This is a genomic window from Variovorax sp. dw_954 (genome assembly GCF_018449755.1).
Lineage (GTDB): Bacteria > Pseudomonadota > Gammaproteobacteria > Burkholderiales > Burkholderiaceae_C > Variovorax.
In genome coordinates this window covers 278,379-300,529 of the sequence record NZ_JAAVVD010000005.1, presented here as the reverse complement: position 1 = coordinate 300,529, position 22,151 = coordinate 278,379, and the positions used below count along the sequence as shown (strand labels likewise).

Sequence of the window (22,151 nt, the reverse complement as noted above, 5' to 3'; positions counted from 1 at the left end):
TTGATTCATACGCGCGGATTGTGCCCTCGGCGTGCGGACCAGGCGCCGGGTCATGGATAACCAGAATCGCGCCGCCGGGCAAGCACGATAGTCTCTGCAAGCCGGATTTCCCGGCCGCGAACCAGGCAATCTTGAGCGCGCCAAACGGCGCATGGGAGCATTCACCAATGGACGTTCAACGTCACCTCGACGAACTGAACCAGCAGGGCTACACCGTCATCCCCGATTTCCTGAAGGCCGACGACATCGCACGCGTGCGTGCCGGACTCGCGCCCTTTCTCAGCACCCATGCCGGGCGAAACAACTTCGAGGGCTTCAAGACAGAACGCGTCTACACGCTTGCCGGCCGGGGCCGCGTCTTCGAGGACATCGCCGAGGACGCACGCGTGCTGGCGCTGCTCGACAAGCTGCTGGCGCCCGGCTACCTGCTCACCGCCAGCCAGGCGATCTGCATCCATCCCGGCGAAACGCCGCAGCCGATCCACTTCGACGATTCCTTCTATCCGATCCCACGGCCGCGGCCGTCGATCAGCATCAGCACCATCGTCGCGGTGGATGCCTTCACCGCGGAGAACGGCGGCACCGAGGTGATTCCCGGCAGCCATCGATGGAGCGACGCGACGATCGCCGGCGCGTATGACGGGCGTGACGCGGATGCCGACATGCCGCCGCAACTCGAACGACTGCTGGTGCCCATGGAGATGCCCGCAGGCGCCTGTGTCGTCTTCCACGGCACCCTGCTCCACCGCGGCGGCGCCAACCGCAGCAAGGCCGAGCGGCTGGCCTTCTCCAACCAGTATTGCGAACCCTGGGCGCGCACGCAGGAGAACTTCTTCCTCGGCATTCCGCCCGCGCTGGTGAGCCGGATGTCGCCGCGCCTGCAGACCTTGCTCGGCTACGAAATCATGGCGCCGTTCATGGGACACGTGACCGCCTCCCATCCCACCAAGGTCCTGCGCCCCGGCTACGTCAACGCCGTCGAGGCATCACGCGCATGACAGCCCCCGGTTCCGCAACGACCCATCCATCCACTGAATAAGGGAGACACCATGGCGCACATCCATACGCTGGACAAATTCATCGGCGACACCTGGCCGACGCTCGCGAACGATGCGGAGGTCCGCGCGTTCGAGAGCGTGCCGTACGAGGAACGCATCGCCGCGGCCAGCACCTACGAGGCGCTGCAACTCGGCGCGGCCTGCAACCCCGATGCCCCGGCATTGCTGTTCCTGCCCAACGCCGACCCCGACGAGACCCCGCTGCGCGTGACCCACCGCGAGTTCCTCGCCCGCGTGACGCAGGCCGCCAATCTCTTCACGGAAGCCGGCGTCGGCCCGAACGACGTGGTGAGCTTCCTGCTGCCGCTGGTGCCGCAGGCCTTCTTCACGCTGTTCGGCGCGGAAGCCGCAGGCATCGCGAATCCGGTGAACCCGCTGCTGGAGCCGGGCCAGCTCGCGGACATTCTTCGCGCGGCCGACACCAAGGTGCTGGTTGCGCTCGGCCCGGTTCCCGGGACGGACATCTGGGCCAAGGTCGAGCGCATCCGCGAGTTGATGCCGGAGCTGAAAACGGTGTTCGTGGTGGGCGGCGCCGACGATGCCGCGCGCGGCATCCACAACTTCGATGCCGCACTCGCGCGCCAGCCCGCCGACAAGCTGACCAGCAACCGGAGCATTGCCGCCAGCGACATCGCGGCCTACTTCCACACCGGCGGTACCACCGGCCTGCCGAAGCTGGTGCGACACACCCATGCCAACCAGGTATCCCAGGCCTGGGCCATGGGGCTGGTCCTCAAGCTCCAGCCAGGCTGCACCTTCCTGTTCGGCCTGCCGCTGTTCCACGTGGGTGGCGCGCTGACGCAGGGGCTGGCAACGCTGGCCGCGGGCGGCGCGCTGGTCGTGCTGTCGCCTTCCGGTTGGCGCAATCCGGCGTCGATTCGCAATGTATGGCGCCTCATCGAGCGCTATCGGCCCGAGGTTCTCGGCGGCGTGCCGACCGTCATGGCGGCTGCCCTCAACGTGCCGGTGGATGGCGCCGACGTGTCCAGCATGCGGCGCGTCGCGGGCGGCGGCTCGGCGATTCCGGTGCCGGTCGGCAAGGCGTATGCGGAGCGCTTCAACATCCCGGTGATGGAGGTCTACGGCATGACCGAGACGTCCAGCGTGCACCTCATTTCGCACGAGACGCGGCCGATCCGCATCGGCGCGGTGGGCCACCCGGTCCCCTACGCACGCGTGCGCGTCGTGCAGCTCGATGATCAGGATCGTTTTGTGCGGAACTGCGAAGTCAACGAGATCGGCGTGATCACGATGAGCGGGCCGGGCGTGTTCTCGGGCTACCTCAACGACAAGCACAACAAGGGCGCATTCGTGGAGCCTGGCTGGGTCAACTCGGGCGATCTCGGCCGGCTCGACGAGGACGGCTACCTCTGGGTCACCGGACGCGCGAAGGACCTGATCATCCGGGGCGGCCACAACATCGATCCGATGGCGCTGGAGGAAGTGTTCTTCCAGCATCCCGCCGTCGCGCTGGCGGCGGTCGTGGGGCAGCCCGACGCGTATGCCGGCGAACTTCCGGTCGCCTATGTGCAGCTCAAGGCTGGCGCCACGGCCGATGCGGCCGAACTGCGCGCCTTCGTCGCCGAGCGCACGCCCGAGCGCGCCGCGGTGCCGGTGAACCTCTACCTGGTCGACAGCATTCCGTTGACGGCCGTAGGCAAGGTGTTCAAGCCCGCGCTGCGCTGGGATGCCGCAGGTCGCACGGTCACGAAGATGCTGGAGGATGTCGTTCCCGCGGGCAAGCAGATGTCCGTGACCGCCGGGCCCTGCCCTGTGAATGGCAACCTGATCACTGTGCGCTTCGAAGGCGTGGGCGATGGCGAACGCGACCCGCTTGCACAGGCGGTTGGCGAGCGCATCGGGCCGCTGGTGTGGAAGCACCAGGTGGTCTGGAGCTGAGACTACTACGGCTTCATTCGGCCGCTGGCACCGCGGGCGGCGCGGTCGGCGCCTCCACCGGAACGTCGCGCAACGGCGCCGGCCCGGCAGTCATCGAAGCTTCCTCCGGTATGCGGCACAGGCCCCAACGCAGCAGCCATCGACCGACCGCCTCGTGCGCGCTCAGCCAGGCGAACGGGATCGATCCGACCAGCCCCACCAGGACCGGCGACCAGATCCAGATTGCGCCTGGCATGCGCACCCACACCCAGGCGCCCAGCACGAGACCGAGCGCCGTCTGCGGCCACAGGCCGCGCAGCGCAACCTGCCAGTCGATCCGCTGGACATCGCGCTGCTGCGCGGCCCAGCCGACGCGGCGCCCGAAGGGCAGCCCCAACAAGAACAGGCTCACGGCCACTGCCACCACGGGCGCGGTCAGCACCCAGAAGCCGAACTCCAGCACCACGCCGCACACGATGCGCGGCGCACCGCCGTAGGCCCGACGCAACGGACCGCGACACATCACGTCGACCAGCGTGGCCAGCTTGGGCGCAAGGCTCATGCCCATCACCGCGAGCAACAGCACCGGCGCGAGGTCGGGCCGGAAAGGCTGTTCGCGCCAGAGCCCCAGCATCATGAACGCGAGCCAGGCCGGCGCCCCCAGGTACATCGCAATCGCCAGCAGCAGCTGGCAGCGGCTGACCGGCATCAGCCCGGGCAAGGTGAGCAGCCGCAGGTACTGCATGTTGCCCTGGCACCAGCGCAGGTCGCGCCGGATGAACTCGAGGAGGTTCGGCGGGTTTTCTTCCCAGCTGCCTTCCTCCTCCGGCAGTACGCGGACTTCGTAGCCGGCGCGCCGCATCAGCACCGCCTCCAGTTGATCGTGGCTCAGCACCGGCCCGCCGAGCGGCGGCGGGCCGGGCAATTCCGGCAGTTCGCAGTGCTGGATGAACGGTTGCAGCCGCAGGATGGCGTTGTGGCCCCAATAGGGACCGCAGTCGCCCTGCCAACTGGCCGCGCCGAGCGTGTAGGAACGCATGCCCAGCCGCATGCCGAACTGGAACATGCGCGTGAAGGCGCTGGCGCTGGGCAGCCCCGTCACCAGCGTCTGCAGGATGCCGATCGCGGGCCGTACCTGCATGATCCGCACCAGCCGCAGCATCGCCCGGGGCGTCATCAGGCTGTCGGCGTCGAGCACGATGGCGTAGTCGTGCAGCGGGCCCCAGCGCTCGCAGAAGTCGCGGATATTGCCGGCCTTGAAGCCATGGTGCTGCTCGCGGCGGCGGTAGTTCAGCGCGATGGCCGCGCCGAAACGCGCCTGCAGCTGGGCCACCATGCGGGCCTCGGCGGCCACGGTCCCGGGATCGTCGCTGTCGCTCAGGAGGTAGAGACGGAAGCCGCCGGCCTGGCCGCTGTCCACCAGCCCGTGCAGCATCCAGGCCAGGTTGCGCGAGAGCCGGCCCGTGTCCTCGTTGCGAATGCAGGCCAGCAACGCCGTCGACGACTCGATGGGCTGCTGCGGGTCCGCGGCCAGCATGTGCGGCGCCACCAGGGCGGCCGCGTGGCGGCTGGCGCCCATCAGCGCCAGGCCGATGGCCGCATTCCAGAAGCCGACCACCGTCCAGGGCAGCGTGACCGCGAAGGCCAGCAGCATCCCGAGGCCGATCCCGTCGACCCTCGCGACGAACAGCGTCGCAGCCATCAGCCAAAGCAGCCCGAGCGCCGTGGCCGCGACCGCAAGGGCGAAGCCGGCGCGGCGCCAGCGCAGGCCGACACTCGTTGCCGAAGCTGCGGCAGGCCTCACAGCATGCGGCGCAACAGCCCGTCGCGTCGGATGAAGACGTGGTTCACGACGCCAGCCAGATGCGCCAGGATCAGCAGCACGATCGCAATCGCCCCGCACAGGTGCAGGAACGACAGCACCTTGGCGATCGCCTCGTCCTTGCCCAGCGGCGACGGAATCGGCAAGACATTGAAAACCGAAAGCGGAAAGCCCCAGGCGTTGGTGGCAAGGAAGCCGATCATCGGCATCAGGAACAGCAGCACATAGAGGGCGATGTGGTTCGCATGCGCGGCGGTCCGCATCCATCCCGGCATGTCGACCGGCAGGGGCGGCGGCGGATTCAGGCGGCGATTGACGATGCGAACCAGCACCAGCAAGAACATCAGCACGCCCAGGCTTTCGTGCACGTTGTAGAGCCGCATCTTGAACGCCTCGTCGGCCGGCTCGAAGAAGCCGATCCAGATGCCGACCGGAATGATGACGAGCAGCAGCAGCACTGCTAGCCAGTGCAGCCAGCGGGACGAAGCAGCGTAGCGCGACACAGGTGTCATGGCAGGTCTCCAGATTCATCGGGCGGCGACGAGCGTGCCTGGGCGGCGGCAGCCGGACCACGTCGCCGGCGCTGGCCCTGGCCCTGGCGCCGGCGGTCGATGGTAAGGGAGATCGGGAGCGCGGGGTACCCTCGGCGGAGCCTTCGTCGCGAGGCAGAACGAAACGGCCCCGATCGAGCCGTCTCGTGACAACACCAAGCCACTCAGCGCTTCTTGTCTGCACCCCGCAATGCGTCGACGAGCAGCTCCAGGGCATCGGCGATCCGCTTGCCAGTCTCCGGCGGCGGCAGTGGCACCTTGAGGCTGCGCTGCCCGGTGGAGGGGTCACGTTCGACCCAAGGGTGGGTGGTGCCGAAGCCGTTGTCCGGCGAGGTCATCGCCGCCACCAGTTCCGCACCGAAGCGCAGCAGGCCGGACCACGGTTCGGTGATCGTCGCCGCCGATTCCCGATCGGTTGCGGCGGCCCCTGATGGAGCCGGCGCAGCCGTTGCAATCACGGCGTCCGCATCCGCGGTCGCGTCACCGACCGGTGCCGCCAGTTCCAGCGCAGCGACCTGGGCGGCTTCTTCAGCCGGCGCCATGGCCTCTCCGTCGCCCATGCGCCCGGTGACGTTTTCCACGTCCTTCATGAAGCGGCTCAGCCGCGACCCGCCAAGCGACACTTCCGCGCCACCGCCATCCAGAATGCCGGCGGACAGGGAACGCTTGAAGGCATGCACCGACAGCATGCCCTCCTCGATGGTTCCCTTGGCCACGTAGTTGACGATCTGTACCGGTTGCTTCTGCCCCATGCGGTGCACGCGCGCGATACGCTGCTCCAGCACCGCCGGATTCCACGGCAGATCCATGTTGACCAGCGTCGAGGCGTGTTGCAGGTTGAGCCCGCTGCTGCCAGCGTCGGTCGACAGGAACACGCGGCAATCCGGATCGTCGCGAAAGCGATCGATCAGCGCCGGGCGCTGCTCTGACGGCACACCACCATGGAAGCTGACATAACCGATGCCACGTGCCTCGAGCCGGCGGATGACGATGGCATGCGTGCGCGTCCACTGGCTGAAAACCACCGCCTTGGCGCCCGGCTGGACGAACAGTCCTTCGAACAACTCCGCCAGTTCGTCGGCCTTGACGCCGTGGTCGCTCTCCTGATCGAGCAGGTAGGTGCTGTTGCATGACATGCGCATGTTTTGCAAGGCGCAGGTGAGGCGTCGCTGGTCCTGGTCGGAGAGGAACTTCATCTTGCGCCAGCGCTGGACGATCTTCGCCACGACGTCCGCGTTCTCCGCGTGGTACTGCATCTGCATCTCGGTCATCGGCACCAGCAGGTTCTGGTCGGTGCGGCTCGGCAACTGCTGCAACACCTCGGACTTGCGGCGCCGGACCATGACCGGTGCCAGGGAATGGCCAATCCTGTCGAGACCGGTGTAGCCCGTCACGCGGCCTCCCTCGTCCTTGACCTGATGCTCGTGCAGCAGTTTCCAGGTCGGCCCGAGGCGATGCTGGTCGACGAACTGGACGATCGAGATGAGCTCCTCCAGCTTGTTTTCCAGCGGGGTCCCGGTCAGCACGATCGCATACGTGCTGTCTATGCGCTTGAGCGCCTTCGCCGCGATGGTGTTCCAGTTCTTGACGCGCTGAGCCTCGTCCACGATCACGAGGTCCGGCGCCCAGGCGGTGATCAGGTCGAGGTCGGACCGGAGCTTTTCGTAATTGGTGATCTTGCAGGCGTCGTCCAACGCGTATTCCTTTTGCCGTTGGGCCCGCCCGCCGGCGATCACCCTGGACGGGCGACCGGAGAAGCGAAGGATTTCACTTTGCCACTGGTACTTCAACGACGTCGGACAGACCACGAGCACCTTGGCTGCGCCGAAATGCTGCATCAGGATCTCCGCTGCAGCAATCGCCTGGATGGTCTTGCCCAGTCCCATCTCGTCACCGATCAGCGCGCGACCGGCGCGCACGGCGAACAGTGCGCCTTCGGCCTGATAAGGATACAGCGGCACCTTGAGCAGCTTCTTCCAGCGGGAGTCCGCCGCGCCGTCCGGGAACAGATCGGCCAGCGCCGCTGCACGCCGCGTCGCATCGCTCCTGCCGGCGATGAAGTCGAGCGCATCGTCGTAGGCGCGAAGTTCATGGCCCGTCCGCGCCGCACCGGCGATAAACCGACCGAGCGCGTCGAAACGATCCTCCGGCAGGCGCCAGCCTTGCGAAGCATCGAACAGAGCCGCCGCCGAGCGCGCGAGCTCGGCGGGGCAATCCGTTCCGGCACGAAAGTGAATCGTGCGCGTACCGTCGTTGCGCAGATACAGCTCGGAAAACGAGGGTTGGTAACCACGCGCGAATGCCGACTTGGCGCCGCGCTTTCTTGCCAGCCGTGCGAGCGTGAATTCGATGTGCTTGCAAGTGCCCAGCTCGTTGGTCGCAAAGTCGGGACAGGCGCAGAAGTTGTCGCCCGGCTGCGCGCCGCGGATCGCCACGTAGTAGGCGGATTTCGACTCCGGATTGCTGACGCGGAATTCGGAGAAGAACGGCTCGGAACCGACGTTCTCCAGCCCGAACACCTGGTCGCGCCCGAATTGGCGGCGCAGGGATCGCTGCCATTCGACCGGCGCCAACCCTTGCGGGGCATGGGTTCGGGACAGCCTGGGTTCAGGGGGTGACTTGGCGGCCTTCTTCTGTTGCTTCATGGCATCGACTGGATTCGATTGTGCGATGCCGCAATGTTGCCATTCCGGTGCGGATGCCGGCTGTTCGACTTGCAGGCCAACCGACGAGTCGCAACTCACCGCCCGTCCGAGATCGTTCGAGGAGGACAGCCGTAGATGGAAGTGCCCGATCATGGTCGTCGTGCCGCTTTCACCTGCACAACGACGTCAACGATGGCAGACGTGACCGTGCCGATGAATCAGTGGCGCATGAAAACGATCAGAAAATGAGTCATCTGCTCAAATTCGACCCATGAGTCCATCGACCAACTCCGAGATTGAAACGTCCCGCTCCGGCGTCTGCCGCGACATGTCGAGCCTCGTGCTGCGAGCCATGAAGGCAGCGGGATTGATCGAGCCGACGGCAAAGGGCCGCAGTACCAGGTGGCCCAACCGCAATACCGCCGATCCAAAGGAGCTGCATGGTTGAACATGCACCCTCAGCATGTGGCGAGGCCTGCACAGGCCAGACTTGGCTATCGGACTTGAGTTCATGACGGCCCGCACGGGCATCCAGGCCGAGCTTTTTCGCCATGTCAGCACCGAGAAGGCAGCGCTGTACCGCGCGGTGATGCAGACCTTCGCGGCCGCCAAGCGCCAGTTCCGCCTGCACCTGCGACCCGACGAGGTGCTGGTCGAAGGCCATTGGGAAGGACTGCCCGCGGCACCACGACTGGAGGAGCTCCAAGCCGCACTGGCCCAGCTCACCGAATGGGGCAACCTCGAGTCGCAGCCCGACACCACGCGCGTCGCCAGCATCGCCGACTTCTACCGTGCCAAGTTCCTGTACCGCCTGTCGCAGGGTGGCGAGGCGGTGGAGTCGGCACTGGAAACCTTTGCGCGAGCACTCTCGCGCCGCGCCGAACTGCAGACCGTGGCGCTGGAGGACATCGCACACAGGCTCGAAGCCCTGCAGGGCCTCGCAGCCGAGGAAGCGCCAGACGCCGCCAAGGTGCACGCCACGCTGCGCGACCTGGTGCGCGTATTCGAGGGCCTGGCGGACAACGCCCAGGCCTTCATGGCCGGCATCGCGCGCAGCATCGAGCTTCAGCAAGCCGACGCGCAGGCCGTGGTGGCCTACAAGCGCCGGTTGATCGACTACCTGGAGCGCTTCATCGGCGATCTGGTCGGCCGCTCCGGTGGCATCGCGCAGCGCATCCTGGCGATTGCACCGCGCATCGAGACGCTGTTGTGGCTGGCCGTGGAGCGTGAGTCGCGCGACACCGCGCCCGGAAGCGAGGAAGAACAACTCGACGCCCGGACCCGAGGCCTGCTGGCCTGGCGCGAGCGCTGGCGCGGCCTGCGGCGCTGGTTCGTCGCCGACCGGCATGAGCCTCCCCAGGCCGAGTTGCTGCGCGCCAAGGCGCGCGCCGCGATCCCGCAGTTGCTGGCCGCCCTCGCCGCACTCAATGAGCGCCGCAGTGGGCGCAGCGACCGTTCCGCCGACTTCCGCGTGCTCGCCGGCTGGTTTGCCTCCTGCGAGGACGACACGCAGGCGCATCGCCTGGCGCGCGCGGCCTTCGCGCTGCATCCGGCACGGCATTTCGCCCTGAACCCGGCGCTGCAGCCCGGTGGCGAGGACCTGCCCGCCAGCACGCCCTGGGCCGAGGCGCCGCCGCTGCGCATCCACCCGCGGCTGCGCGAGTACGGGCAGGCCACGCCGCGGGGCGCCCTGCCGCGCGTGCAGGCACGCGACGAGGCCCGCCTCCTGCTGGCCATGCAGCTGAAAGAGGAGCACGCGCAAGTCCAGGCCGCGCGCCAGCGCCTGGCCACGGGTCGGCCCGTGAAGCTCTCGGAGCTGGGCGAACTCGATCCGCACGCCTTCGGCCTGTTCCTCGCATTGCTGGGCGAAGCACTGGCGGCGCAGACCCACCCCGATGCAGCGGTGGAACAGACCAGCGGCGACGGCCTGCTGCGCATCCGGCTGCAGCCGTTGGCCCCCGGCAGTTGGGCCCAGGTCCACACGCCGGCCGGCGTGTTCGCCGGCCGCGACCACCTGCTGACCATCTCCGAACTGGACGCGCAATGAAAACACCCTGCAGCTCAGTTCGTTCGCGACCCCAAAGGGGCGCATCAGTCCCTTCGGGCGGCCGGACGGGCCCGACATGACCGACACCCGCCAGATCGCCCGCCAGCAGCAGCACCACCGGGACGACGAGCGCTGCCAGGCCCTGCGAGCGCTGCTGATGACACCCCTGATGACCCCGGCGCACGAGGAGTTTGCGGCCGTGCGCCGCCATGCCGACGACCTGCGCGCCTGGTTCGCGCGCGAGACCGGCTGGCCGCTGCACATCGAGCGCGACTGCGCACGCCTGTTCAAGCGCCCCGCCGACCTGAGCGATGCCAGCCGCGGCCTGCAAGGGTATGAGCGCCGGCGCTACGTGCTGCTGTGCCTGGCCTGCGCCGTGCTGGAGCGCGCCGAAGCCCAGATCACCTTGCGCTTGCTCGGCGAACGGCTGCTGGCGCTGGCGGCCGATCCGGCGCTGGCCTCGCGCGGCTTTGCTTTCACGTTGACCGCCGCACACGAACGGCGCGAACTGGTGGCCGTGTGCCGAACGCTGCTCGCACTCGGCGTGCTGCAACGCGTGGCGGGTGACGAAGAGGGTTTCGTGCGCGATGCCACGGCCAGCGGCGAAGCTGCCGACGCGCTCTACGACGTGCAGCGCCGCGTGCTGGCCAGCATGCTGGTGGCCGTGCGCGGCCCCTCCACCTGGCCTGCGGCGCAAGATCCGATGACGCTGGACGAGCGCCTGGCGTCGCTGGTCGACGAACACGTGCCCGACAGCGACGAAGGCCAGCGCACGGCCCTGCGCCATCACCTGGCGCGCCGGCTGTTGGACGACCCGGTGATCTACTTCGATACGTTGGACGAAGCGCAGCGCACCTACTTCACAAACCAGCGCGGCCCGATGGCCGTGCGGCTGTGCGAGGCCACCGGCCTGGTGCCCGAGCAGCGAGCCGAAGGACTGGCGCTGGTCGACGAGGACGGCGCGCTCACCGACGTCGCCATGCCCGCCGAAGGCACCGACGCCCATGCCACCTTGCTGGTGGCCGAGTTCCTGGCCGACCGGCGGCGCGCCGGCACAACCGAAGGATGCCGCCTGGACCAGGTGGTCGCCTTCATCGCCGAGGCGCGCACCCGCTACGGAAGCTACTGGCGCAAGTCCGCGCGCGAGCCCGGTGCCGAGCACGAACTGGCCGAGACCGCGCTCCAGCGGCTGGCCCAACTGCGATTGATCACAACCCAAGGCGAGCACATACGCCCGCTGCCCGCACTGGCACGATTCGCACTCGGTGACGCCGAACTGCGAGCCGCCACCCCAGACGCACCGAACTCCCTGTTCGACGCCGCATGACCGACGACATCCGACCTCCCCTGCCCCAACCCGGTCTGCCGCGCTGGCAGCCACTGCGGCTGGGCCTGACCGAGCTGTTCCACTACGACAGCGAGGAATTCTGGTTCCGCGACGGCCACCTGCTGCTGCGCGGCAACAACGGCACCGGCAAGTCCAAGGTGTTGTCGCTGACGCTGCCCTTCTTGTTCGACGCCCAGCTGAAGCCCTCGCGCATCGAACCCGACGGCGACCCCGGCAAGAAGATGGCCTGGAACCTGCTGCTCGGCCGCCACGACCGCCGCATGGGCTACGCCTGGATCGAATTCGGCCGCGTCGATGCCGACGGCACGCCGCGCTTCCTGACCCTGGGCTGCGGCCTGTCTGCCGTGGCCGCGCGAACGCAGGTGGACAGCTGGTTCTTCCTGCTCGAAGGCAGCCGCATCGGGCAGGATCTCTGGCTCATCGGCCCCACGCATGTGGTGCTCACGCGCGAGCGGCTGCGCGACGCCCTGGCGCCGCTGGGTGGCCAGCTCTTCCCCACTGCCACCGAGTACCGACGCGCCGTGGACGAGCGTCTGTTCCATCTCGGCCCGGTCCGCTACGCCGCGCTGATGGACACGCTGATCCAGTTGCGGCAGCCCCAGTTGTCGAAGAAACCCGACGAGGCCAATCTGTCGCAGGCGCTGACCGAAGCCCTGCCGCCGCTGTCCACCGACCTGCTGGCCGACGTGGCCGATGCGCTGAGTCGCCTGGAGGAAGACCGCCGCGAGCTCGCCGAATACGAGGCGCTGGAACGCGCCGTCGGCCAGTTCAGCCAGCGCTACCGACGCTATGCCGCCACGCAGACTCGACGCAAGGCGCGCGATCTGCGCAGCGCGCAGACCGGCTTCGACAACGCCAGCCGCGAACTGAACGACAGCCGCGCGGCACTGACGCAGGCCGAGGCTACCGAAACCGAGGCCATCGCGCAGTTGGCAGTGGTCGACGCCGCACTGACCACCGCTCGCCTGCGACAGGAGGCACTGCTGAACGACCCGGCGATGGCCAGCGCCAAGCAGCTCGACAGCGCCGAGCGCGAAGCCAGGCGCCGACAGGAAGATGCGAGCAAGGCCGCGCAAGCCCGCCAGGAGGCCGAAGTTCGCCTCGCCCGGGAACAGCTGGCCACGCGCCAGCGCAGCGAGCGCACCGACCAGGCCACCGAAGTGCTGGCCACGCGACGCCAGGAAGCCGTCGAGGAAGCTGCCGCGGCCGGCATGTCCCGCGCGCTCGCCACCAGCCCCCTGGCCACCGCCGAGGCCGCCACGCTGGAACCATCGGCCGTGCAGGCTGCGCAGGATGATCTGCGCCGCGCAGTCGCGCTGCGCCGCCAGCAGACCACCTTCCTGCTGCAGCACTGCGACGCCGTCGAGCGCGCGGCCGAGACCCATGCCCGCACGCAGGAGCAGCGCGACCTGTGCAGAGACGAAGCCGACGATGCCGCCGCCCGCCGAGCCGAAGCCGACGATGCTGTTGCAACACAGGCCCAGGCCTTGCTGGACGCCTGGCAGGACCACCTCGACAGCCTGCGCGAGTTGCAGTTGCCGGACGCCCCCGTCGTGCTGGATCGGCTGGCCGCCTGGGCCTCCGCGCCGCAAGGACAGAACCCGGCCCACGCGGCGCTGCTGTCGGCCCAGCAGGCCAGTGCCGACAGTCTGGCCCGACGCCAGGCCGAACTGGAAGCGCAGCGCCACCGCGTCGAAGAAGAAGAACAGGCACTGCTAGCCGAGCGCGCTCGCCTCGAGCGGGGCGAGGACGCGCAGCCGCCGGCCCCGCACTGGCGCGCCGAGTCGTTGCGTTTGGGGCGCACGGGGGCGCCGCTCTGGCAACTGGTCGACTTCCGGCCCGGACTCGCCGATAGCCAGCGCGCCGGCCTGGAGGCTGCCCTGCAGGCCGCCGGCCTGCTGGACGCCTGGGTCACCCCGGACGGCGCGCTACTCGGCACCGACGGCACACCATTGCCGCACGACGCGCAGTGGCTGGCACGACCGGCGCAACCAGTTTCGCTGGCGGACTGGCTGCTGCCCGCGGACAACGGCACAGTGGCACCTGAGGTCCTGCGGCGCCTGCTCGAAGGCGTGGCCTGCGGACTGGAAGACCCGCCAGCCGTCGAAACCTGGCTCTCGCCCGACGGACGCTTTCGCCTCGGCACGCTGGCCGGCGCGTGGACCAAGCCAGGCGCCGAGTTCATCGGCTACGCGGCGCGTGCCGCTGCCCGCGCGCGGCGCCTGCACGACATCGCCTTACGCCTGGACGAATTGGCCGCGGATGCCCGCGCGCTGGAACAGTCCTTCACCCAGCTTGCCGATGCGCGTCGGCAAGCGGCGCGCGAATGGGAGCGCGCGCCCGGCGACGATGCGCTGCGCGGTGCCCATGCCCACGCCGCCGCTTGTGCCCGTGAGTACGACGCCGCCCGCCTGCGGCTGGATCAGGCCGAACGGCGCTGGCACGAGGCTGCGCAAGCCTGGGAACAGGCACAGCACGCCCTGGCCCGCGATGCGGAAGACCTGACACTGCCAGCCACCCGCGAGGCACTGTCATCCATCACCTTGGCGCTTCAGACTTTCAACGACGCGGCTCACGCACTGGCCGCTGCCACGCGCGAGTTGCGCGACGCAATGGCCGAGTTGGCGCAGCAGCGCGCACGCGAGCAGGAGGCTGCCGACGCCGCCCAGAACGCCGCAGATCACGCCGCCGAGCGCCTCGCGCTGGCCGAGGAGGCGCAGATCCACTGGCAGACGCTGCAGGAATCCATCGGCGCAGAAGTCGATGACGTGCGCCGGCGCCTGGCCGACGCGCGCACTGCCGTCGCCACGGGCCAGCGGCAGTTGGAGCAGCAACACCAGGCCCGCCGGCTCGCCGCCGAAAACCGGGCCCAGGCCGGGCAGAAAGCCCTGTCCGCCGCCGCCACGCTGGACGAGCGCACAACCGCGCGCCAGCAGGCAGTGGTCCACCTGCAAGGCTTTGCTGCCACCGGCCTGCTGGCCACCGCGCTGCCCGAGGCTGAACTGCCGCCGCTCGCGGCGCCTTGGACCATCGAACCCGCGCTGACGCTGGCGCGCCGCGCGGAACAGGCCCTGTCGGATGTGAAGGACGATGACGAAGCCTGGAGCCGCGTGCAGTCCCAGGTGTCGCAAGACTTCACCGAACTCGGCCGTGCGCTGTCCGCGCTCAGCCACCAGGCCCAGGCCGAAACCAACGACCATGGCTTCGTGGTCCGCATCGTCTACCGCAACCGCCCCGAACGGCCCGACCAGCTCAGTCTGCAGCTGGCTGCCGAAATTGCGCAACGCCGGGAACTGCTGACGGCCGGCGAGCGCGAGGTGCTGGAAAACCATCTGCAAGCCGAAATTGCCGCCGCGGTGCAGAAGCTGTTGCGCGAGGCAGAGCGTCAGGTGGACGCCATCAACACGGAACTGCACAAGCGCCCCACTTCCACCGGCGTGCGCTTTCGCCTCCAGTGGCAAACCCTGCCCGAGGGTGCCGACGGCGCACCCGTGGGCCTGGAAGCCGCGCGCCGCCGCCTGCTCAACACAGGTGCGGATCTGTGGACCGCGGAGGACCGCCGCGTCGTCGGCGAGATGCTGCAGCAGCGCATCGCGGCCGAGCGCAGCCGCGCCGATGCCGAGCAAGGAGGCAGCCTCCAGGAGCAACTGGCCCGTGCGCTGGACTACCGGCGCTGGCACCGCTTCCGCGTGCAGCGCTGGCAGGACGGGCAATGGCGCGCGTTGTCCGGCCCGGCCTCCAGCGGCGAGCGCGCGCTGGGCCTCACGGTGCCCTTGTTCGCCGCCGTCTCCAGCTTCTACAGCCAGGCCGGCAGCGTGCACGCGCCGCGGCTGGTGCTGCTGGACGAGGCCTTCGCCGGCATCGACGACGCCGCGCGTGCCCACTGCTGGGCGCTGGTGCGCGAATTCGACCTGGACTTCGTCATCACCAGCGAACGCGAATGGGCCTGCTCGGCCGAACTGCCCGGCGTGGCCATTGCGCAGTTGCAACGCCGCGAAGGCGTGGACGCCGTGCATGTCTCGCGTTGGGTCTGGGACGGACGCGCCCGGCGGCGCGAGGATGACCCGGACCGACGCTTCCCGCCGGCACCGCCAGTGCCGCCAGCCGATGGCGACGCCTGATCCACGCCTGCAGCGCCTGCTCGGCGGCCTCGCGCTGGCGGCGCTCCGGCAGCGTCTGCGGCGCCATTTCGAGCGCGGCGGCACTGCCGAGGGAGCGCTTCTGCTCGGTCAACTGCAGCCGGCCGAGCGCGAGGCGCTGGCGCTGCTGAGCGGCCGCCCGGCCAAGGCGGCACGTTCGCTGCGATTGGACCTGGCCGAACTGCAGGCCAGACTGCAGGCTGCCGGCATCGCCGGTTCGCTGCGCGAAGCACTGGAACACCTGGACGGACCGATCACCGACCTCGTTGCCGAGCGTGACGCGCAGCAGTCCACCTGGCTGGCCATGCTGTCGCGGACCGGCCGCGATCCGCGCCTGCAAGCCTGGCTGCAAGCCGGCACCGCAGCCGGATTGCTCAAGCGCCTTTCGCGACAGGATGCCGACGCCGCCGACATCCTGCTGAGCCAGGCCGGCAAGGTCCTGGGCCGCATGCCGGCCACCGGCCTGCCACGCTCGCAACTGGCCGCGCAGGTTCTCGGCGATGCCCACGCGCTCGACGCCGGGCGACCCGTCGCGGCGTTGGTGCTGGCGGCGTGGCGCCATGGCGAAGCCATCCGCGACATGCCCGCGGTCGACGCTGGCGATGGAGACTTCGACGACACCCGGGACGAGCCACTCGGCCCCGCCGCCGACGAACGCGCTCGCGACATCTGGGCGCGCGCGGGCGTACTCGTCAATGAGCTGGCCCGGCCGGTGCTGGTGCTGAACCTGCCCGTGCCGGTCGACCTGGACACCGTACCCTGGTTGCGCGGCGAGCCCGCCTACCTTTCGCTGCGCTGGCTGCTGCGCGCTGCCCCTCGATGGGACGTGGCCGACCGCACGGTCTTCGTGTGCGAGAACCCGAACCTGCTGGCCATCGCCGCCGAGCAGCTCGGCACACGCTGCGCACCGTTGATCTGCACCGACGGCATGCCGGCCGCAGCCCAGCGAACGCTGTTGCAGCAGTTGGTGCGGTCCGGCGCGCGACTGCGCTACCACGGCGACTTCGATTGGGCCGGCCTGCGCATTGCCAACCATGTGCTGCGCCATGCCGGTGCCGCACCGTGGCGCATGGGCATGGCCGACTACGAGACCGCCGCTCGGGCAGCAGCCCCTGCTCGCCACACCCTGACTGGCTCCGAAACAGAAGCGGTCTGGGATGTGCAACTGGCCCCGGCCATGCGCCGGCACGGCCTGGCCATTGCCGAGGAAGCAGTGGCCGAGTCCCTCTTCAACGACCTGTCCTTGAGCTGACACCAGAGTCCTGCATGACAACCACCGACGACGAAGCCTTCAACCAGTTCGTCGTCCGGTGGAAAAAGAAGTTGCGCGGGATCGCCTACAAGACAGCGGGCGAGCAGCAATACGAAGATGTGGTGCAGGAGGCCTGGTTGATGGCTCGCACACTGCGTGCCGACGACGGCAGCGCGCTGGACCTGCGGAACGAGATGCACCAGCAGCGGCTGTTGGCCTACCTGTACCAGCACATCGTTCGCTACACCGAAGTCACGGTGCGCCATGCCGTGCGCCTCGAACACGCGCCAGGCGGCAGCGACGACGGCGAGGCCGGCCATCCACTGGCGCGCACACTGGCCAGCGATGCGGGTCGCAACGTGCTGGATGCACTGCTGGAACGTGAAGCGGATCAGTCGCTGGAAATCGCTCTGCAGTCGCATGGATCGCTGGCGGCGGCCTACATCCGGCTGCTGCGCCACTTCGACAACCGAATGGATGCCGCCGCCAATCATCTCCGCATTTCGGTGTCCTACGCCTATCGTCGCTGCGCCCAGGCGCGGTGTCTGGCGGTGCATCTGCAGCACATCGCGGTCCCCGGCACAGACATGCTGCCCGGGCCCTGGCGTCGCTACCGGCTCATCCGGCAACCGGTCCAGCTGACCTTCGACTTCGACGAAGAACTACCGCTGGACTGAAGGCAAGACCAGCGCGCGGCGGCATGCCAGAAACGCTGTCGTACCCCTCACTCCCACTCGATCGTCGCCGGCGGCTTCGAACTCACGTCATAGGTCACCCGGTTGATCCCGCGCACCTCGTTGATGATCCGCCCCGACACCTTCTTGAGCAGTGCATAGGGCAACTCCGCCCAATCGGCCGTCATGAAGTCGCTGGTCTGCACCGCACGCAGCGCAACCACGTAGTCGTACGTCCGGCCATCGCCCATCACGCCCACGCTCTTCACCGGCAGGAAGACGGTGAAGGCCTGGCTGGTGAGGTCGTACCAGGTCTTGCCCGATGCGTCCTTGAAGTTGCGCAGCTCCTCGATGAAGATCGCGTCGGCGCGGCGCAGCAGGTCGGCGTACTCCTTCTTCACTTCGCCCAGGATGCGAACGCCCAGCCCCGGGCCCGGGAACGGATGCCGATAGACCATCTCGGGTGGCAGCCCCAGCGCCACGCCCAGTTCGCGCACTTCATCCTTGAACAGGTCGCGCAACGGTTCCAGCAGCTTGAGCCCCAGCTGTTCCGGCAGACCGCCCACGTTGTGGTGGCTCTTGATCGTCACGGCCTTCTTGCTCTTGGCCCCGCCCGACTCGATCACGTCCGGGTAGATCGTCCCCTGCGCCAGCCACTTCGCGCCCTTGGCGCCCGCACTGGTCAGCTTGGCCGCCTCCTGCTTGAACACGGTGATGAACTCGCCGCCGATGATCTTGCGCTTGGCCTCCGGGTCGCTCACGCCCGCGAGCTTGCCGAGGAACAGGTCGCTCGCATCGACGCGGATCACCTTCGCATGCAGCTTGCCGACGAACATGTCCATCACCATGTCGCCCTCGTTGAGCCGCAACAGGCCGTGGTCGACGAACACGCAAGTCAGCTGGTCGCCGATGGCGCGATGGATCAGCGCCGCAGCCACCGATGAATCGACGCCGCCTGACAGGCCGAGGATGACCTCCTCCTCGCCCACCTGCTCGCGGATCTTCTCGACCGCCTCGGCGATGTGGTCGCGCATCACCCAATCGGGCTTCGCGCCGCAGATGCCGAGCACGAAACGGTCGAGGATCGCCTGCCCCTGCTGCGTATGCGTGACCTCGGGGTGGAACTGCACCGCGTAGAAATGGCGCGTCTCGTCGGCCATGCCGGCGATCGGGCAACTCTCGGTCGAGGCCATCAGCTTGAACCCCGGCGGCAGCTCGGTGACCTTGTCGCCGTGGCTCATCCAGACGTTGAGCATGCCGTGGCCTTCCGGCGTGGTGAAGTCGGCGATGTCCTTCAGCAGTTCGGTGTGGCCGCGCGCGCGCACCGCCGCGGAGCCGAACTCGCGCTTGTGGCCGCCCTCGACCTTGCCGCCCAATTGGTGCGCCATGGTCTGCATGCCATAGCAGATGCCGAGCACCGGCACGCCCAGTTCGAACACCGCCTGCGGCGCCTTGTCGGTCGTGTCTTCGTAGACGCTGGCATGGCTGCCCGACAGGATCACGCCCTTGAGCGAGCCGTCCTTCGCGTACTCGCGAACCCATTCGTCGGTGACGTCACAGGGATGGACTTCGCTCAGCACATGCGCCTCGCGCACGCGCCTGGCAATCAGTTGGGTGACTTGCGAACCGAAGTCGAGGATGAGGATTTTCTGGTGTTGCATGTTGTGTTCAGTCCAGTGCAATGCGCTCGATGCCGCAGGCTTGGGCGGCGCGCAGGAGTGCCTTGTCGGTCGATGCGATCTGGCTGTTGAGCCTCACGCACAGTTCCAGATACGCGGCGTCATAAAAAGTCAGTTGATGAGCGCCGGCCAACCGCACGATCGCGCTCCGTCGGCGTGCATCGGGCGGCGGGTCGAACTCGATCTGGCACGCGCCCAGCAGCTTCAGACCCTGTTCGATCTGCTCCTGGTCCAGCCGGCCCCGGCGCAAGGACATCAACAACAGATTGCCCGTTTCCCAGTGCCAGAGCGATGGTGCATGGAAACGCCCCGGCTGCACGCGAACCTGCTTGTAGAGCTGGTCCGCCGCTTCGGTCCGCTCATCCGGAATGAGCCAGGCGGCCGCGGCGGAGGCGTCGACGATGACGGGTTTCAATAGCGACGCCCCTCGTCCCGCAAATTCTTCCAGTCACCGCGCTGATAGCCCGGGTCAGGCTTGACCGAGGCGCGAAAGGCATTCAGTTCTTCCAGCGCCTGCTGGCCGAGCGCCTCCAGCGCATCTGGCGACTGCTCTTCCGCCGGCTCCCGGATGATGCGGGCAATGCGCCGGCCATGACGCGTCAGCACCACCTCTTCGCCCTGCTCCACGGCGTGGATCAGCGCAGAAAGCTGGTTTTTTGCCTGATGAATGGCGATCGATTGCATGATCTGGCCTTATTTGAAAATTGGGCCATATTCTAATGCGCCTCCCTTGAAGCGGATCGAACCTCCAAGGGAAAAACACCGCCGCACCGGCCTTGCCGGGCCGCTGGTGCTGCGCCCGCCGAAGGGGGGTGGCGAATGCGTCGTAAGCGAATGCGCCTATTCAGCCCGGTAGTTCGGCGCTTCCTTCGTGATCTGCACGTCGTGCACGTGGCTCTCGCGAATGCCGGCCGACGTGATCTCGACGAACTCGGCCTTGTTCTGCATGTCCGCGATCGTGGCGCAACCGCAATAGCCCATGCTCGCGCGCACGCCGCCGGCCATCTGGTAGACGATCGAGACGATCGAGCCCTTGTACGGCACACGACCCTCGATGCCTTCGGGCACCAGCTTGTCGGTGTTCGGGTTGCCGGTGGTCGACTCCTGGAAGTAGCGGTCGGCGCTGCCCTGCTGCATCGCGCCGATGCTGCCCATGCCGCGGTAGCTCTTGTAGCTGCGGCCCTGGTATAGAACGATCTCGCCGGGCGCCTCCTCGGTTCCCGCGAACATGCTGCCCATCATTACCGTGCTCGCGCCGGCCGCAATGGCCTTGGCAATGTCGCCCGAATAGCGCACGCCGCCATCGGAGATCAGCGGCACGCCGGTGCCTTGCAGAGCCGTCGCCACGCTGTCGACCGCCATGATCTGCGGCACGCCCACGCCGGCCACGATGCGCGTCGTGCAGATCGAGCCCGGCCCGATGCCAACCTTCACCGCATCAGCGCCCGCGTCCGCCAGCGCCCGCGCCGCATCGCCGGTCGCGATGTTTCCGCCGATCACGTCGACCTGCGGATAGTTCTTCTTGACCCAGCGCACCCGCTCGATCACGCCGGCGCTGTGCCCGTGCGCCGTATCGACGACGATCACGTCCACGCCGGCCTTCACCAGCGCCTCGACACGTTCCTCGGTGCCCTCGCCGACGCCCACTGCCGCGCCCACACGCAGGCGGCCGGATGGATCACGCGCCGCATTCGGGAAGCTGGTCTGCTTGGTGATGTCCTTGACGGTGATCAGGCCCTTGAGCACCCATTCGCCGTTGATGACCAGCAGGCGCTCCAGCTTGTGCTTGTTGAGCAGCGCCTTGGCCTCGGCCAGCGTGGTGCCGTCGGGCACGGTAATGAGCCTGTCGCGCTGCGTCATGATCTCGCTGACCGGCACGTCATAGCGGCTCTCGAAGCGCAGGTCGCGCCCGGTCACGATGCCGACCACCTTGCCCGCGTCCACCACCGGAAAACCCGAGATGCCGAGCTGGTCCGACAGCGCCATCACCTGGCGCACCGTGTGCGTCGGCGTGATCACGACCGGGTCGCGCAGCACGCCGGATTCATAGCGCTTCACCCTTGAAACCTCGGCGGCCTGCTGTTGGGCCGTCAGGTTCTTGTGGACGATGCCGATGCCGCCCTCCTGCGCAATCGCGATCGCGAGGCGCGCCTCGGTCACGGTGTCCATCGCCGCGGACACCAGCGGAATGTTCAACGTGATGTTGCGGGAGAGTCGGGTGGCGAGAGAGGTGTCCTTGGGCAGGACCTGGGAGAACGCTGGCACCAACAACACGTCGTCGAAGGTGAGCGCTTTGCCGAGAAGGCGCATGGGGTGAGGCTCCAAAAGATGGATTGTAACGATGGGTGCGTAGTTACCCGGACGCGCACACCGGTGTCCCTGCGTTGCATACCTACAATGTTTAAAAGCGGTCGTCATTCGTTAATTTCCGACAACACTTCCGTAACAATCGCTCACACAACCCCTAAACTGCCACCGATGAAACTCGCGCACGTCCTGGTTCTTGGTTTCGCCTGTGTGCTGCCGCTGGCCGCGAGCGCGCAGTGGCAATGGGTCGACAACGCAGGCAAGACGGTTTTCAGCGACCAGCCCCCGTCGCTCGACGTGCCGGAAAAGAACATCCTGCGCCGCCCCGCCAACGCCCGCAGCGCACCCCGGGTGAACACCGACGCCGTGCCGGCCACCGGCGCGGATGCCGCGACTGCTGCGCCCCAGCCTGCGGCCGCCAGCGCCCCGAAGCCCACCGGCGTCGACAAGGAACTCGAGGAAAAGGCGCGCAAGGCCGCAGAGGCCGAGAAGGCCAGGAAGGCCGCGGAGGAAGCGAAAGTTGCCAAGGCCAAGGCCGACAACTGCGCGCAGGCGCGCCAAAGCAAGTCCACCTTCGACAGCGGCATCCGCGTCGCCCGCGTCAACGCCAGCGGCGAACGCGAGATCCTCGACGACGCCCAGCGCGCCGCCGAAGTAAAGCGGGCGCAGGCGGCCATCGACCAGAACTGCAGGTAACGTCAACAGACGACTGAAATGCCTGGACGCCGCGGCGGCGTCCTTGCGGGATGAG

16 protein-coding genes are annotated in these 22,151 nt (G+C 68.1%); 9 read left to right on the top strand and 7 right to left on the bottom strand.

Annotation, left to right across the window (positions count from 1 at the left end; genetic code table 11):
• Positions 1-167 precede the first annotated feature (167 nt).
• Together HB681_RS11395 and HB681_RS11390 are read left to right on the top strand one after the other, a co-directional pair.
• Positions 168-998, top strand: a complete 831-nt coding sequence (locus HB681_RS11395; protein ID WP_213954916.1) for a phytanoyl-CoA dioxygenase family protein — start codon at positions 168-170, stop codon at positions 996-998.
• A 51-nt stretch (positions 999-1,049) separates the two neighbouring features.
• The gene (locus HB681_RS11390; protein ID WP_213954915.1) at positions 1,050-2,957 is read left to right on the top strand and encodes an acyl-CoA synthetase; all 1,908 of its coding nucleotides are present in this window, start codon (positions 1,050-1,052) and stop codon (positions 2,955-2,957) included.
• A gap of 13 nt (positions 2,958-2,970) precedes the next feature.
• Here the strand turns inward: HB681_RS11390 and mdoH are convergent, their stop codons facing one another.
• The 3 genes from mdoH to HB681_RS11375 form a co-directional block, all read right to left on the bottom strand.
• Positions 2,971-4,740 (bottom strand): glucans biosynthesis glucosyltransferase MdoH, encoded by a 1,770-nt coding sequence (mdoH, locus tag HB681_RS11385; RefSeq protein ID WP_213954914.1) that lies wholly within the window; start codon positions 4,738-4,740, stop codon positions 2,971-2,973.
• On the bottom strand, positions 4,737-5,270 hold the full coding sequence (locus HB681_RS11380; protein WP_213954913.1) for a cytochrome b/b6 domain-containing protein: 534 nt from the start codon (positions 5,268-5,270) through the stop codon (positions 4,737-4,739). The genes mdoH and HB681_RS11380 overlap by 4 nt, the downstream gene beginning before the upstream one ends.
• A 203-nt stretch (positions 5,271-5,473) precedes the next feature.
• Positions 5,474-8,107: a DEAD/DEAH box helicase gene (locus HB681_RS11375; protein ID WP_256734910.1), complete on the bottom strand. Its 2,634-nt coding sequence runs from the start codon at positions 8,105-8,107 to the stop codon at positions 5,474-5,476.
• Positions 8,108-8,225: 118 nt separating this feature from the next.
• On the opposite strand from HB681_RS11375, the gene HB681_RS11370 reads away from it, so the two are divergent.
• The 6 genes from HB681_RS11370 (at position 8,226) to HB681_RS11345 (ending at position 17,417) form a co-directional block, all read left to right on the top strand.
• Positions 8,226-8,402 (top strand): hypothetical protein, encoded by a 177-nt coding sequence (locus tag HB681_RS11370; RefSeq protein WP_213954912.1) that lies wholly within the window; start codon positions 8,226-8,228, stop codon positions 8,400-8,402.
• Between the two features lie 63 nt (positions 8,403-8,465).
• A complete protein-coding gene (locus HB681_RS11365) occupies positions 8,466-10,001 on the top strand; it encodes a TIGR02677 family protein (protein WP_213954911.1) in 1,536 nt (511 codons plus the stop codon).
• A gap of 76 nt (positions 10,002-10,077) precedes the next feature.
• Positions 10,078-11,328: a TIGR02678 family protein gene (locus HB681_RS11360; protein WP_213954910.1), complete on the top strand. Its 1,251-nt coding sequence runs from the start codon at positions 10,078-10,080 to the stop codon at positions 11,326-11,328.
• Entirely contained in the window at positions 11,325-15,470 is a 4,146-nt protein-coding gene (locus HB681_RS11355; protein ID WP_213954909.1) for a TIGR02680 family protein, read from the top strand. Before HB681_RS11360 ends, HB681_RS11355 begins: the two co-directional genes overlap by 4 nt.
• Entirely contained in the window at positions 15,457-16,740 is a 1,284-nt protein-coding gene (locus HB681_RS11350; protein ID WP_213954908.1) for a TIGR02679 family protein, read from the top strand. The genes HB681_RS11355 and HB681_RS11350 overlap by 14 nt, the downstream gene beginning before the upstream one ends.
• A gap of 14 nt (positions 16,741-16,754) precedes the next feature.
• Positions 16,755-17,417, top strand: coding sequence for a hypothetical protein (locus tag HB681_RS11345; protein WP_213954907.1), 663 nt, complete (start codon positions 16,755-16,757; stop codon positions 17,415-17,417).
• Positions 17,418-17,464: 47 nt separating this feature from the next.
• On the opposite strand, the gene guaA is transcribed toward HB681_RS11345, so the two are convergent.
• The 4 genes from guaA to guaB all read right to left on the bottom strand — a co-directional run bounded on the left by guaA (position 17,465) and on the right by guaB (position 21,403).
• Positions 17,465-19,075, bottom strand: coding sequence for a glutamine-hydrolyzing GMP synthase (guaA, locus tag HB681_RS11340; RefSeq protein WP_213954906.1), 1,611 nt, complete (start codon positions 19,073-19,075; stop codon positions 17,465-17,467).
• Between the two features lie 7 nt (positions 19,076-19,082).
• The gene (locus tag HB681_RS11335; RefSeq protein ID WP_213954905.1) at positions 19,083-19,508 is read right to left on the bottom strand and encodes a type II toxin-antitoxin system VapC family toxin; all 426 of its coding nucleotides are present in this window, start codon (positions 19,506-19,508) and stop codon (positions 19,083-19,085) included.
• Positions 19,505-19,777, bottom strand: coding sequence for a type II toxin-antitoxin system prevent-host-death family antitoxin (locus HB681_RS11330; protein ID WP_213954904.1), 273 nt, complete (start codon positions 19,775-19,777; stop codon positions 19,505-19,507). Before HB681_RS11330 ends, HB681_RS11335 begins: the two co-directional genes overlap by 4 nt.
• Before the next feature lie 156 nt (positions 19,778-19,933).
• Complete coding sequence (guaB, locus tag HB681_RS11325; RefSeq protein WP_213954903.1) at positions 19,934-21,403, bottom strand: IMP dehydrogenase; 1,470 nt, start codon at positions 21,401-21,403, stop codon at positions 19,934-19,936.
• Between the two features lie 168 nt (positions 21,404-21,571).
• Here guaB and HB681_RS11320 point away from each other — a divergent pair, with 168 nt between their 5' ends.
• The gene (locus HB681_RS11320) at positions 21,572-22,096 is read left to right on the top strand and encodes a DUF4124 domain-containing protein (protein ID WP_213954902.1); all 525 of its coding nucleotides are present in this window, start codon (positions 21,572-21,574) and stop codon (positions 22,094-22,096) included.
• Positions 22,097-22,151: the final 55 nt, after the last annotated feature.

What these genes read in the sequence shown, in the direction of transcription:
- HB681_RS11395 (WP_213954916.1), top strand. Translation starts at nt 168, where the DNA reads ATGGACGTTCAACGTCACCTCGACGAACTGAACCAGCAGGGCTACACC.
- HB681_RS11390 (WP_213954915.1), top strand. Translation starts at nt 1,050, where the DNA reads ATGGCGCACATCCATACGCTGGACAAATTCATCGGCGACACCTGGCCG.
- HB681_RS11380 (WP_213954913.1), bottom strand. Translation starts at nt 5,270, where the DNA reads ATGACACCTGTGTCGCGCTACGCTGCTTCGTCCCGCTGGCTGCACTGG.
- HB681_RS11375 (WP_256734910.1), bottom strand. Translation starts at nt 8,107, where the DNA reads ATGATCGGGCACTTCCATCTACGGCTGTCCTCCTCGAACGATCTCGGA.
- HB681_RS11370 (WP_213954912.1), top strand. Translation starts at nt 8,226, where the DNA reads ATGAGTCCATCGACCAACTCCGAGATTGAAACGTCCCGCTCCGGCGTC.
- HB681_RS11365 (WP_213954911.1), top strand. Translation starts at nt 8,466, where the DNA reads ATGACGGCCCGCACGGGCATCCAGGCCGAGCTTTTTCGCCATGTCAGC.
- HB681_RS11360 (WP_213954910.1), top strand. Translation starts at nt 10,078, where the DNA reads ATGACCGACACCCGCCAGATCGCCCGCCAGCAGCAGCACCACCGGGAC.
- HB681_RS11355 (WP_213954909.1), top strand. Translation starts at nt 11,325, where the DNA reads ATGACCGACGACATCCGACCTCCCCTGCCCCAACCCGGTCTGCCGCGC.
- HB681_RS11350 (WP_213954908.1), top strand. Translation starts at nt 15,457, where the DNA reads ATGGCGACGCCTGATCCACGCCTGCAGCGCCTGCTCGGCGGCCTCGCG.
- HB681_RS11345 (WP_213954907.1), top strand. Translation starts at nt 16,755, where the DNA reads ATGACAACCACCGACGACGAAGCCTTCAACCAGTTCGTCGTCCGGTGG.
- guaA (WP_213954906.1), bottom strand. Translation starts at nt 19,075, where the DNA reads ATGCAACACCAGAAAATCCTCATCCTCGACTTCGGTTCGCAAGTCACC.
- HB681_RS11330 (WP_213954904.1), bottom strand. Translation starts at nt 19,777, where the DNA reads ATGCAATCGATCGCCATTCATCAGGCAAAAAACCAGCTTTCTGCGCTG.
- guaB (WP_213954903.1), bottom strand. Translation starts at nt 21,403, where the DNA reads ATGCGCCTTCTCGGCAAAGCGCTCACCTTCGACGACGTGTTGTTGGTG.
- HB681_RS11320 (WP_213954902.1), top strand. Translation starts at nt 21,572, where the DNA reads ATGAAACTCGCGCACGTCCTGGTTCTTGGTTTCGCCTGTGTGCTGCCG.